Source organism: uncultured Shewanella sp. (assembly GCF_947491715.1).
Classification (GTDB): Bacteria; Pseudomonadota; Gammaproteobacteria; order Enterobacterales; family Shewanellaceae; genus Shewanella.
In genome coordinates this window covers 43477-57166 of sequence record NZ_CANLKR010000007.1, presented here as the reverse complement: position 1 = coordinate 57166, position 13690 = coordinate 43477, and the positions used below count along the sequence as shown (strand labels likewise).

Below are 13690 nucleotides of genomic sequence, written 5' to 3'. Positions count from 1 at the left end.
ATTGCTCGCCTCTTTTCTTATTGTTCGAATTTAGGTGGAGACAAAACTAGGTAGTTGTTGTTTAAGTAAACAATCCAAGTAGCTAGAGCCTGTAAAAGGGGGATTTTTTAAACTAGTACGATGTTGGTGTGCAGCTGTGATACAAGCACTTGGATTAAGCTCATACATATCGCTCAGAAATTCATCTGGATGAATAGCAGAGATATTTAAATTATCTAAGGACTGTGAGGGGAAATCTTTTAAATTAAACGTAATAATGGCCTCGGCTTGCCCTTTAATTGCGGCGGCGACAACGTGCCTATCATCCAAGTCAGGTAGCTTGATACTATCAATCAATGGTTCATAATGACTCACGAGACAATCAGGAACATGTTTATTCATGAGTTGTCTCACTTTATCGAGTGCTTTAGGGTTTAAATCTGGGCGATTCATGAGAAGGTTACGTATCCATTCATCATGAATTTGCTCGGTCCATTTAGCTCTGAATAACCCAGTATTAGCAAGGTACATTAAGTAACTTCGTAAAGGGGCTGGGTAGAGAACACAAGCATCAAATATTACCGTATATTGTGTCATTAATAGCCCATACCTAACTCTTGATCTAGTGAAGATAATTCATTGAGTGACTCTAATCGTTTCTTTTCTAAGCTTTCTTTGTATGATTGTACATCGCCAAATGCAACTTTTCGGCGATTTCCTTTACGCGTGTGAGCGATAATATTGCTATCCAGTAATTTAATGAAGGTAGGGCGTGACATATTTAATAGATCCGCTCCCTCTTGAGTCGTGAGTTCGGCATGTATCGGGGTGATACTGACAGAGTTGCCTTGGCCTAATTGTGTCAATATTTCTATCATGAGTTTCATTGCACTTGAGGGTAAAGTGACGACATGTGATTGACCATCTTTGGTCATTAAGTTGATTGCCTGTGCTTCGTTATTCATTTGCAAAATGGCTGACATTTCTCTGCTGCTCAATTTGGCTAAAGCGATTTCTTCAGCGCTGGGCAAGGGGGTTAATACGCTCATGATTGGTTTTTTCCTATTTTTAAATGTTGTGTAATAATGCTTGACCCCTAATTATCCGAAATATTCGAAACTTTGTCAATATTCGCATTATTCGCAACATTCGTGTTATTCGAAAGCCGTTGGCGTGAGCCATTGAAGTAGAGGGAGGCATTTTGTAGAAGAGTGGGGCTTTTGTAAATAGTGGGGCTTTTGTATTGCATGTGGGAACAGGTTGAAAGTGGTAAAGAGTAGGGCTTTAGTGCCTTTAGGTGATTGTGTGGGTGAGGGAATGTGAGCTAGTTTTATCCCTTTATCAAACCTAGAAAAGGATATTTGATGGAGAGAGCAATTTACGATGATTTGTGTGACTTAAGTCAGGCTGAGATTGAAGTTATAAAAAAGGAACAAGTGAAATTAAAATCATCGAAACCAAAGTGGTTAATGGTAGTATTTTATTTTTTTGTGGTGATATTTTTTGCCTCTCTAGCGTTTATAATCCATGCCTTTGCATACGAAGATAAAAATAGTATTGACTGGGCGCTTAATTTATTAGCTTTTAGCTATTTGGGATATTGTATCTACCCATTGTTACGCGATTTTGTGGCTATTAAATTAAAAAGGAATTTTATTAGCAACCCGCTAGTAAGTGTTTATAACAGAATGAAATATAGCCATGAATTAGATATGCAGTACATTGGTATTTTTAATCTAAGGGAGAAAAATGAATTAGAATTAGTATCAATTCGGCTGCAAGTGAAAAAAGATAAACTAGAAAAAACCGCAGGACTTTTTTTTGGTAAATTGGAAAAGTTAGGTCTTATTCCTGGTGTGGTGACCTTATTCATTGCTTTGTATAAAGAAGTAAGGTTTGAAGAAGGCGTTTTAAAAGATGAGTGGTTGTTTATGTTTCCCTTTGTTTACCTTTTCATTTATATGCTGTGTTGTTTTTTCCATTCAGTAGTAGATGGCATGACAAAGCATATAAGTCTTATAGAGTTCGTAATTGAACAGAAGGAGCAAAAAAAGGATTCAATACCCTCAAATCTGCATCCGCCAAAAGAATATTCTCCTTCTGTTTAGTAAGTTAACCCATGGCTAATTTTGCTGTGTCTGTCCATAAATAGGCTGGCATCGGGTGTTTGAGTTTCCATGTGATATTCATTGGTTGACTGCCTTCATATTTAACAAAATCAACGGGACCAAAATTGACAAAACCTATTGTTTTATTATTTTCATCTTTGGCTTTTTCCCTCACAAATAATAATATGGCTTTATTGCTATCTTTTTGTTTTATATAGCTTAATCCTTTTCCAGTATTAGGTTTGGCGCTATTTTGTGTTTGCCAATGAAATAATGTAGGGCTGATTGCATAATCATGGTACATAGTGGTTGCTGAAAATTGTTTTTCGCACTTATCGAGGGTGACAAATAGCAATTCGACATTTGCTTCTTTGATGTTAAGGACACCTTCACGACTAGATGATTTTTTGCTGAACGTTGTGTCACCAAAAGCAATTAAAATATGTTCTTTAGGATAGCGAACATGCATTTTAAGGGGGGACGTATCAACTGTTTCGTTGCTGGTTTTAGGTATATCAAATTCGCTGATATCGAGTCGATTAATGAGTATTGTCAGGGTGGAGTTTAATTCATTTTGGAGTTTAGGGTGTTTTAGCATGTTTAAACTTTCTGAGATATTATTAAATTCAAGCTGATCACCTGTTTTATCCCAAAAGTCATAATGACACATGAGTGAAAATTGTTGTAGATGATTGGATGTATCTGTGCCAATAGGTGATTTTAAAGTAAAGTCATTCTGACATAATGTTTGGATGAAGCGTAAATAGGAGACAGAGGTACAATTTAGTAGTCGATTGTTAATTGCACGATAATAAGCTGCATAAATCTCTTTTTGTTTGTCATCTGTTACATCATTACCTTTGCTTTGTTCAACTAAGGCTGACCAGCCACCTATCTTGCCATTCTTAATTTTATAAATGTCCTCTAGTTGAATATTGGGGTGTATATGTAAAAAATTTTCTAGAGTGAGGGCTAAATTAGTGACATGCGGGAAGTTATTAATGAGGTTTATCAACTTATTTTTGTTGAGTATTGCGCGCCTAATATTTTTTAAAATCATATCTTGAGTTTGTTTTTGTAGCTCTATTCTGCAGCCTAAGGGCAAATGCGGAAAATCTTGTTTGATTTCTTTTTCTATTCCTTGATTTGTTTTGCCTACCAAGGCTCTAAATTTATCTGTGAAATTGTATTCTGGACGAGAATTACCCACAAAATCTAGAATGGTGCAGCATTCTTTTCCGTCTATTAGCCTGAGTCCTCGCCCAAGTTGCTGTAAGAAAATAGTTAAACTTTCTGTTGGCCGTAAAAAAAGTAAGGTATCAAGTTCGGGAATATCTACACCTTCATTGAAAATATCGACGACACATAAAACATTTATTTGTTTAGATTTTAGGCGTTGTTGTTGGGTGCCTCGTTCACGGGCGTTATCACTTGTTAATACATCACTGGAAATATTGTAGTGATTGAATTTTCTTGACATAAAGTTGGCGTGATCTTTATTAACACAAAAAGCGAGTGCCCTCATTTGAGGGATATCTGTAATGATATCTTGTAAGCTATTAATGATATTTCTAACTCTTTGATCATCGTGAGTGTAGATATTGGTTAACTCTTTAGAGTCGTATCGTCCTTTGTTCCAACTTATTCGGGTTAAGTCAGTTCCGTCATCAATTCCAAAGTACTGAAAAGGTACAAGGTGGCGTTGATTTATTGCTTCAGGTAACCTTATTTCAGCGGCAATGGTGTCATCAAAATCATTGAGGATATTGGCACCATCATGCCTTTCAGGAGTGGCTGTGAGTCCGAGTAATATTTTGGGGGTGAAATGGTTTAGTATTGAGCGGTAACTGCTGGCAGAAATATGATGAACTTCATCGATAACAATATAGTCAAAGTAGGTTTTACGGAGTGCTAAATTGTCAATGTTGTTATTTAAGTTTTGGACTGAGGCGAATAAGTGTTTGTGATTTAGTGGTTTGTTTTCGCCAACCCATAATTCACCAAAGGTACTATCTTTGAGTACTCCTCTATATGCGTTGCGAGCTTGTTTAAGGATTTCTTCTCTGTGAGCAATAAATAAAAATGTTGCTTCAGGGTTGGATAGGTAAAAGCGTTTAAAATCAAAAGCTGAAATAATAGTTTTACCAGTACCGGTTGCAGCAACAATTAAATTTTTGTATCGAGAGTGTAAATCACGTTCGGTTTGTAACTTATTTAAAATAGTTTGTTGGTGAGAATGGGGGGTTATATCAAAATAGAAATGCTGTGTTGAGCTATCGGTTATGCCTCTTGCTTCATGTAGGGCATTGATAAGTTTTTCTTTACTTTCAATTTCTCCATCAAAAACTTCAAAATCGGGAGACTCCCAGTAGGTTTCAAAAGTGCTGAGTGATTTTTCAATAATATGTGGGATTTCTTGCGAAGTAATTTTTAAATTCCACTCTAGCCCATTGGTTAATGCTGAATGTGAAAGATTGGATGAGCCAATATAGCCTGTATGAAAGCCAGTTTTTCGCATGAACAAATAGGACTTAGCATGTAATCGTTCTCTGTTAGTGTTGTAACTCAGTTTGATTTCTGTGTTGGGAAGGCTCGATAAAAACTCAACCGCTTTAGCATCCGTTGCCCCCATATAAGATGTGGTAATGACTTTGAGTTGTTTACCACTGCGAGTAAAGGCCTCTAATTCATTTTTGAATATTCGAATGCCAGTCCATTTTATAAAAGAGACGAGCCAATATATGGTGTCTGAGGATTGTATTTCACGTTTAATTTCCGTTTCGAGGGAGATGCCGACATTACTACCGCAAAACAACTCACTTTGAGTCAATCCTGTGAATGGCATGACTGATTTTACATAGGTAGGTAAGTCTGCAGCAATGGGGTCATTTTTATCAAATAGCGCAGTTAGTATTTTCCCTTGGCTATCAATTAAATTTTCTGTGATTAAGTCAGGATCTTGAATGTGTTCACTTAGCCATTGGATGATGGTGTTAGCTAAGTCTATTTGGGTTGTAACTCGCTTGTCACCCTGAGGAACTGAGTCAATTGCTATTTCAATGATACGGGTTAAAAATCGTGACAGCCATGTACTCGCTTCACCCGCTTCTAATTGCCTTTCACCCACATAAAAAGAGTCATGATCCAAATTTTGTTTGACAAGTTGTGTGATGAGTTGTTCATACAAACCGGACTGAACCATAAAAAATCCTTTTATTTCATTGATTATCAGCCAGTATATTATTCGAAAAGAATAATAAACGATAGTAAGAGGAGGGTTTTAAGTCATTGTGTTCAAATGGCTAAAGTTCTCTCGGCATACCACGTCTCTGCTGGTCAATTGAGCGCACTGCGTTTCAGCGATGAAAACGCTTTCTCTACAACTTTTCTCTGCACATTCTACAGATAGTCGCGTAATTAATGCTTTACTAGCAAGAGTGGCGCTTTACCAGCAAGCGGGGCCTGACTCTCTACAAAAGCTGCAATAAAAAATCCTTTCACGTCATCGATAATGAGCCGATAGGTTATTTGAAAAGCAGAACGAAGGATCGTGGAGAGGCCCCAATGACTCGCTTTCTAGCCTGAGGTTGTGAAAGTGCGCCCACAATAGGACAAATAAATCCCTTTTAATATTAACCCATTGTGGTAAATTAACCGCTCTTAGGGAAGGTTGCCATTTTTAAGTAAAAGATTTTAAGTAAAGGCGTACTTAAAGAAAGATAATAAGGGAATAGGGAGCGGTATGTCAGGGAAGGTAGTGCAACTCCATCAATTGATGGAGCATGAAGCGTTAAGCATTGAAACGGATTTTTCATATCTAAAAGATAACGAGTTAAAGGCTTACCTTGCCACGGGTGAGTCATTATCAAGCCTTAAAACCGCCTTGACTCGCGGTGATAAACTCCTCCTCATGCCTGTTTCTCAAAATAGTCCCCGTGCGCCCATGTTCATCATGGACTTTCCCAAGGCTGAGTTAAGCACTGAAGACAGAGTCAAAATCATTCTTTACAGCCTTAAGCCTGCGCAAGTCAGGCAAATAAGTCCGGCCATCAATACCGCGTATCCAAAGGATGTCATTAAGGCTATCGATGCTCGCTTAGGCACCGCAGGTGGCATGATTAATATTGGCGGCAACCCTTATCAAAGCCCGTCATCGGGTAATCTGCATCCCGCGCTCCCCATGAAGCCGTTGACAAAAGAGCCAGTGATTAAGGAACCGCCGCCAAAGCCACCCAAAAAGAAGGTGGCCGATACCTTTGCCATGGCCCCCAATCGACTGATTTTTAAATTGGTGTACGACGATAAAGAGCAAACCAAGGCAGCCAATGTGCCTTATACCGTCATCATGGAAGATGGTAAAAATACTCAAATCACGGGCACGTTAGATAAGCATGGTAAAGCAGAAGTACAACCAAACACTAACCACGCGGCTTTCATCTTATTTGGCGATGAAGCCTTAGCGGCTGAGGCACAAAATAAGCTTGATAACGCCTATACCAAGCTCGACAACGCCATTAACAACAAAGCTAAACAAAGTGCTCAGCATGCTTTCGATAAACTCAATCAGCAACAAAGTCAGCAGCAAAAGGTACCAGTCACTCAAGCGTTTGCGGATGCGGTTAATCACAAACTGGATGAGCTAAATCAACAAAGCCAGGCATTTAATAATCAGTCTTTTTTAAGCCAATCCTGGGACATGGCCAAGGCCGCGCAATCCGGTGCTGCCAGCGGCGTAACCGAATATCTACCCGACTTAGGGGATTTTGGTGATCTGTTAGATGCGGCAGACATTAACGTCACTATGCTCATCGAGGCCATTGCCACGGGTGATGTGGATGCGCTGGAAGATAAATTCCAAGCATGGAAAGAGCGCGGTAAACAAGGCATGTGGGAAGCGGCGGAAACCATGGAAATGCTGATTTTGTTACTCAGCGACAGCCAAGGCCGTGAGTTAATTGCCAGTTTACCGGCGCGCATGTTGGCCGCCCTGCCGCCCGACAAAGTAGTGGAAATGAGTGCGTATCATGTCACGCAATTGGGTATGGACACCGCCGTAGTCAGTGGCGGTACCGCAGTTGGCACCCTTGCAGGTGGCGTCGGTGGCCCCATTGCCTGCGCTTCACTCTTGCTTGCCGCCAATGGCCGTAAGGCAGGCAAAGTGCTAGAAGAAACCGTTGAAGTACTTGGCGAGATGAAAGACGCCCTCAAAGTGGTGCGCAACAACAACACCAAAAAACAGCTGTATAAAAAAGATCCATCCATCCCTAATCATGAAGCGGATCTCAATACCCGCACTTTTGTGACGCCTTTGAAAGAGAAGGCACCAGCGAAGGGGAGTGTTACGAGTAACGCTAATGATAAAAATACCAATGAAAATTTAGCTACATCTGAAGACAAAATTGCTGTAAATTCCACACCAACTAAGCCAACTGGTGCGCGGTTAGGTAAGCGTAAGATCTCAGATGCTCTATATGCGGATCTTAGAAAGAAAACGCCAAATAAAGCAATGCGTAAAGAAGTCAATAAAGGTGTTTCCCTTCCAATGCCTGATGAAGCATTACCAGGTATGGAAGTGACTAAAAAACTTCAAGCCGATCACATTGTTCCTATGGAAAAAATCACCCGTATGGATGGGTTTGAAAAATTGACATTTGAAAAGCAAGTTGATGTGTTAAATACACCTGAGAATTTTATTGGTTTAAGTGCCTCAGCTAATACGTCTAAAGGTGCAAAGACATATGCAGAATGGACAGAGCATAAGAAAACAGGTACTCCAGTAAATCCAGAATTCAGATCTAAAATGATGGAAGTAGAAAAGACAGTAGAAGTTGAATTGCAAGTCAAAATTGACAAGTTAGTCCAATAAATAAAATTAAAGGATATTAACAATGAGTGAAGATAACTTGTTGAGTTATTTAAATGATTATGTAAGTGAGCCTAAGGTTTTAAGCTTGTCTCAACTTACGTTAGATGAGCAAAAATTAATCCCACAAAGTTGGCTAAGTATTTTGGCTCTAGAGGGGAAGGAACGGTTTAATAAAGCGCTGTCTTATTGGCAGCCTTTATCTTCTGAAATGTCAGAGGTTTTGTTTTATTTACATACTAATATCGTGAGTATTGATTTAGTTCACCATCAATACGGTTATTGTTTAGTTTATGGGGTGATATCTGAAGATGATCCTGATATTACCTACTACGAAGCACGTAACCCAAAAACAATGCAAATGTCTCCTGCGGTGGCGGATTCATGGTCATTGTTACCAGAGAAGATGTGTCAGTTTTATGAGCAATTCCATAATGGTTGGTATTGTTTAGCATCAGGTTCTATGGGGTTGTCACCCGTCGAAGATTTCTTCTTTTTAGCTGATGAAGAATGGGGCATTTTGGATGACATTGACATGCCTCCTGTCGATCTCTCTAAAACATTAGCGGTGTACACTAACGGTGCGGGCGGTTATTTGTGTTTTGAGTTTAAAGATAACAACGATATTGCAGCTTTGCTTTGGTGGAGTAGTGATGCGCCTATGTTAGATCTCAACTTCTGGGATGTAGCCGATGAATGGACCTTGATGGGGTTTGAATAGGCTTTTGCATTAAATCACAAAATCCTAAAGCGGTTTTTCTTCCACTCCGAGGCATCGATGATGCCTTGGTACTTTTTATAAGGTCAATGGCTGCCTGCCCAGTCCTATTGTTTATAAAAAAAGGTAAACGGCACACTGGAGACGGTCATGGCATCGGTTAAAATATGGGAAAAACCGCCCCATGCAAAGGCGGCGAGAATACCGTGGTAGTCAAAAAACAACTCATGAACCTCATAATTAGTCGCACTCCCGAATCCACCTTAGCATCAAAAAAATGGCGGTAGATCGGCTGCTTGTTCTGTTTCAAACACCACTTCTGTGCTGGTCAGTTCCGAGTCTTTTGTATTGCCTTCGGCCTTGGCCAGCATAATCCGCTATTCGCTATTCGCTATTCGCTATTCGCTATTCGCTGGTCAGTTGAGCGCACTGCATTTCAGCGATGAAAGCGCTTTCTCTACAATCCTTATCTGGTCATGTGATTGTCACTTTTAGATGATACCCGCTGATATGCGGCCCTAATACAGCAAATAAGTTGTTTATGGTTATTTTTACAACCATAAAGTTGTTTGTAGGCTTGAATACAACTATAGTGTTGTTTATGACTATTTTTACAATAACAAAGTTGTTTATGGGCTTGAATACAACTTTTATATTGTTTGAGGTTGGGTGTGATGACGATTGAACAAATTTGCAAACTACTTTCATCTCGACGTAAACAGCTACAGATGGAACAAAAAGATATGTACATGCGTATCGGTATGAAGCAGCAGCAATATCAGCGTATCGAAGCGGGTAGTGATATGAAGTTGTCGACGCTATTACGTGTGTTAGAGGGCTTGAATATGGAACTCACTATTGGCCCTAAAGAAAGCCCTACAAAAAGTAAGCTTAAACAATCGACATTAGACGCCACGTCAAGTGAGGGCTGTGTGGGTTCACTTGAAGATGACTCCGATGATTTAGGGTTTTGGTTTGGCTCTGAGGATCAAAAATGAGCAAACAAACAGAGCAAGTTGAAGGCCTACATATCAAGTTACATGGAATCGATATTGGTGTGCTTGCGCATTATGCGGGGGGAAAGAACATACTGAGTTTTAATCCTACATATATTGCAATGCCAAAGCATGAGAGGCCAGTATTGACACTTAGACAGCTTCAAGATCCTCATTATTTTACTAAGCCTCAAATCCGCAGTGAAAAAATACCGCCAGTATTATCTAATTTATTACCAGAAGGGATTTTAAGAGAGAGTGTGGCGCAAGCCCTTCAATGCCATGTCAATAACGAGTTCTCGATTTTGGCCTATTTAGGGGCTCATTTACCCGGTGCATTGGTGGCTACACCGATTAAGGCGGGAGATATGCCAACATGGGCATTAGAACAACGTTTAGTGACCGAGCCTCAGCAGATTAACGTTAAGCATGCAGATACTAAATTCTCGCTTGCTGGCGTACAGATGAAGTTCTCATCTTCTCATGTCGATGGCCGCTATCACATTGATCAGGATATCTCTGACGATATGTGGATTATTAAAACGCCTTCAACGGTACATAAAGGTGTCTCTGTCAATGAGTATACCTGTATGACATTAGCCGAAGCCGCTGGCGCTACGATCCCGAATATACGTCTCATTAAACTTGATGAGTTAGCGGGACTGCCTAATATCAGACTCCCCGATGAAACATATGCTTACGGCATAAAGCGTTTTGATCGTACTCACAAAGGAAGAGTGCATACTGAAGACTTTGCTCAGATCTTTGGCCTATATCCTGTCGATAAATATCAGAAAGTGAACTATGAGCAGTTAGGGCAAGTGCTATTCCGTACTAGCAAAGATCGCTTAGGCGATGTGCAGCAAATGGCAAGAAGATTACTGATTAATATCTTGTTAGCTAATGGTGATGCGCATCTAAAGAACTGGACTATCATCTATAAAGATCAACGTTCTCCTCGTTTGTCGCCGCTGTATGATGTCGTGTTCACCTCTCCTTACATACAAGATGATAATCTTGCTTTGAACATGGCAAAATCTAAGCAGTGGTATGAAATAACGATGCAGCACTTTGAGAAGTGGTCCAATACGGTAGGTGTTCCGTGGGCTGCCGTTAAACCACATCTCCTCGATACCGTAGAGCAAGCGCGATTACTATGGCCAGAAATGCTTGCAGCATTGCCTATGCTAGGTGAACATAAAGATCTTTTACGAACTCATTGGGCTGCATTAACTGACGATTTTAAGATCATTTGAAATCACATTAACCACCAGCGAGTGGTGGTTAATGGCGTATTAAAGAATACGGTAATGGAAAAGGACTTTTATTAAGTTGCTGTATTTTTTAATGCTTAAAGATGTTGCAATACAGCTTTGGACACTATTCAATATTTTGAATTTGTTCGCGCATTTGCTCGATTAATACTTTCAGTTCGACAGCGGCGGCCGTGACATCCGTGCTAATAGATTTAGAGGCCAAGGTGTTGGACTCACGGTTAAATTCTTGCATCATAAAATCGAGACGACGACCTTGTGGGCCGCCTTTTTCGAGAATACGGCGAGTCTCAACAATGTGGGCATCGAGTCTGTCCATTTCTTCGGCCACATCCATTTTTTGCGCTAAGATCACCATTTCTTGTTCCATGCGAGCAGGATCCAGCTCACCGGTGATTTCATCGAGGCGGTGGGTGAGTTTTTCACGCTGCCATTCAATCACGCTTGGCATATGTTCACGGACTATGGCGACTTGCTCAACAATGGCATCAAGGCGTGTATTGAGCATTTGGGTGATCGCTTCCCCTTCACGGCCGCGCGCTTCAATAAATTGGCTAATGGCATCATCAAACACGTTAAGCAGTTCTTTGCCCACAGCATCCATGTCTTTTTCGGCACTGGACATCACGCCTGGCCATTTCAGCACATCGACTAAGTTAAGCTTGCCATGTTTGGCTTCTTTTTTTATCCAGTTGGCAGCGTTAACCAGTTGTTTGGCAAGGGCTTCATTTAGCTGTAATTCACTGTTTTCACTATCGTTAAAATCATAGCGAAGATTCACTTCAATTTTGCCACGATTCAGGCGTTTACGAAGGCGCTCTCTTAATAAGGGCTCTAAGCTACGAAAATGCTCAGGTAGGCGTAAGTATGTTTCTAAATAGCGCTGATTGACTGAGCGGATTTCCCATGAGGCGTTGCCCCAATCGGCTTTATGTTCAATGCGTGCGTAAGCTGTCATACTTTGGATCATGCGTTTTTCCCAGTATTAATGAAGTGCGTCCTAATGATAAGGAATTATAACCAGCTGAGGGGGGGCGTCAAAAGCTTTTCGCTTTTTCGAGACGATTGTCGACTATCAGCCTTCACTTTAGCTGCGTCTTGGTATAATGCAGAAGAAGCCGTTTTTTTCTGTTTTTGCTATGGCTTAGTGCCGCACATCTCCTTATACTAGGCAGCAATTGTTTATGGCTTTACATTACAGGAACCGCCCTATGCGCCCAAGCGATAGAACGCCCGCTCAATCTCGTCCCGTTACCATTACTCGTCAATTTACTGCTCATGCTGAAGGCTCTGTGCTGGTGGAATTTGGTGAAACAAAAGTATTGTGCACCGCGAGTTTTGAAGAAGGGGTGCCACGCTTTTTAAAGGGACAAGGTCAAGGTTGGGTAACGGCTGAATATGGTATGTTACCGCGTTCTACTCATAGCCGTATGAATCGCGAAGCTGCGCGAGGCAAACAGTCGGGGCGCACACAAGAAATTCAACGTCTTATTGGCCGTGCATTACGTGCTGCAGTGGATATGAAGCTGTTAGGTGAAAATACCATAGTGATTGATTGTGATGTGATCCAAGCCGACGGCGGAACCCGTACGGCAGCCATTACGGGCGCCTGTGTGGCGTTAGTCGATGCGCTGAATTGGGCGCGTGGTAAAGGTATTTTAAAGACCAATCCGCTAAAATTCTTGATTGCGGCAGTGAGTGTGGGTATTTATAAGGGTGAACCCATCTGTGATTTAGAATATATCGAAGACAGCGCCGCTGAAACCGATATGAACGTGGTCATGACTGAAACCGGTAAAATGATTGAAGTGCAAGGCACCGCTGAAGGTGAGCCGTTTAGCCATGAAGAGTTATTAAGCTTATTAGAGCTGGCTAAGCATGGTATTCGAGAAATTATCGATGTCCAAAAAGCGGCGTTGAGCTAATCTGTTGATGATTAAATAATTATTTAAAGGATCCGAATGAGGGTCCTTTTTTATGGGTGTGTCTTTTTAAGCAATGTTTTTTAAGCAATGAGGAGAAAAAAGTGAAAGCGTATCAACGTGAGTTTATTGAGTTTGCTTTAGAGCGCGGTGTCTTAAAATTTGGCGAATTTACGTTAAAGTCAGGTCGTGTGAGTCCTTATTTCTTTAATGCTGGGCTGTTTAATACGGGGCGGGATCTTGCCCGTTTAGGACGTTTTTATGCTGCTGCGTTAATGGACTCAAATGTAGAATATGATTTGTTATTTGGGCCAGCTTATAAAGGCATCCCTATTGCCACCACCACGGCAGTGGCCTTGTGCGATCATCATGATATTGATAAACCTTATTGTTTTAATCGTAAAGAAAAGAAAGATCATGGCGAAGGCGGCAGCTTAGTCGGCAGTGAACTGCAAGGGCGAGTGATGTTGGTGGATGATGTGATCACCGCCGGCACGGCAATTCGAGAATCCATGGAGATTATTGGGGCTCAAGGCGCGCAGCTGGCCGGCGTGCTCATTGCATTGGACAGACAAGAGAAAGGCAAGGGAGAACTGTCAGCCATTCAAGAGGTGGAGCGTGATTTTGGCTGTGATATTATTTCGATCATCAAGTTAGGTGACTTAATTCAATATTTATCCAAGCAGACTGGCATGGAGCCACAATTGGCCTCAGTGAGTGCTTATCGCGACCAATACGGTATTGACGCTTAAAAAGGGATAGTTTGAACGAGAAAAGCAGCGTTGTTTACGCTGCTTTTTTGTTGGCGACATGCTCAACTGATGCCGCTTT

11 protein-coding genes are annotated in these 13690 nt (G+C 41.0%); 7 read left to right on the top strand and 4 right to left on the bottom strand.

Annotated elements, in window-relative coordinates; all coding sequences use genetic code 11:
- Positions 1 to 30: 30 nt before the first annotated feature.
- Both Q0779_RS07705 and Q0779_RS07700 read right to left on the bottom strand, forming a co-directional pair.
- The gene (locus tag Q0779_RS07705; protein ID WP_298771279.1) at positions 31 to 576 is read right to left on the bottom strand and encodes a PIN domain-containing protein; all 546 of its coding nucleotides are present in this window, start codon (positions 574 to 576) and stop codon (positions 31 to 33) included.
- A complete protein-coding gene (locus Q0779_RS07700) occupies positions 576 to 1028 on the bottom strand; it encodes a helix-turn-helix domain-containing protein (RefSeq protein WP_298771277.1) in 453 nt (150 codons plus the stop codon). Before Q0779_RS07700 ends, Q0779_RS07705 begins: the two co-directional genes overlap by 1 nt.
- 315 nt (positions 1029 to 1343) lie before the next feature.
- On the opposite strand from Q0779_RS07700, the gene Q0779_RS07695 reads away from it, so the two are divergent.
- Positions 1344 to 2087: a hypothetical protein gene (locus Q0779_RS07695; RefSeq protein ID WP_298771275.1), complete on the top strand. Its 744-nt coding sequence runs from the start codon at positions 1344 to 1346 to the stop codon at positions 2085 to 2087.
- Between the two features lie 4 nt (positions 2088 to 2091).
- On the opposite strand, the gene Q0779_RS07690 is transcribed toward Q0779_RS07695, so the two are convergent.
- The gene (locus tag Q0779_RS07690) at positions 2092 to 5289 is read right to left on the bottom strand and encodes a DUF3427 domain-containing protein (RefSeq protein ID WP_298771273.1); all 3198 of its coding nucleotides are present in this window, start codon (positions 5287 to 5289) and stop codon (positions 2092 to 2094) included.
- A 540-nt stretch (positions 5290 to 5829) separates the two neighbouring features.
- On the opposite strand from Q0779_RS07690, the gene Q0779_RS07685 reads away from it, so the two are divergent.
- From Q0779_RS07685 to Q0779_RS07670, 4 genes are all read left to right on the top strand, one after another.
- A complete protein-coding gene (locus Q0779_RS07685; RefSeq protein WP_298771271.1) occupies positions 5830 to 7953 on the top strand; it encodes a hypothetical protein in 2124 nt (707 codons plus the stop codon).
- Positions 7954 to 7975: 22 nt separating this feature from the next.
- A complete protein-coding gene (locus tag Q0779_RS07680) occupies positions 7976 to 8671 on the top strand; it encodes a hypothetical protein (protein WP_298771269.1) in 696 nt (231 codons plus the stop codon).
- A gap of 671 nt (positions 8672 to 9342) precedes the next feature.
- The gene (locus Q0779_RS07675; protein WP_298771267.1) at positions 9343 to 9666 is read left to right on the top strand and encodes a helix-turn-helix transcriptional regulator; all 324 of its coding nucleotides are present in this window, start codon (positions 9343 to 9345) and stop codon (positions 9664 to 9666) included.
- On the top strand, positions 9663 to 10919 hold the full coding sequence (locus Q0779_RS07670) for a type II toxin-antitoxin system HipA family toxin (protein ID WP_298771265.1): 1257 nt from the start codon (positions 9663 to 9665) through the stop codon (positions 10917 to 10919). Before Q0779_RS07675 ends, Q0779_RS07670 begins: the two co-directional genes overlap by 4 nt.
- A 124-nt stretch (positions 10920 to 11043) precedes the next feature.
- On the opposite strand, the gene Q0779_RS07665 is transcribed toward Q0779_RS07670, so the two are convergent.
- Entirely contained in the window at positions 11044 to 11907 is an 864-nt protein-coding gene (locus tag Q0779_RS07665; protein ID WP_298771264.1) for a YicC/YloC family endoribonuclease, read from the bottom strand.
- Positions 11908 to 12148: 241 nt separating this feature from the next.
- On the opposite strand from Q0779_RS07665, the gene rph reads away from it, so the two are divergent.
- Together rph and pyrE are read left to right on the top strand one after the other, a co-directional pair.
- Positions 12149 to 12862 (top strand): ribonuclease PH, encoded by a 714-nt coding sequence (gene rph / locus Q0779_RS07660; protein ID WP_298771262.1) that lies wholly within the window; start codon positions 12149 to 12151, stop codon positions 12860 to 12862.
- A gap of 101 nt (positions 12863 to 12963) precedes the next feature.
- A complete protein-coding gene (gene pyrE / locus Q0779_RS07655) occupies positions 12964 to 13611 on the top strand; it encodes an orotate phosphoribosyltransferase (RefSeq protein WP_298771260.1) in 648 nt (215 codons plus the stop codon).
- Positions 13612 to 13690 lie beyond the last annotated feature (79 nt).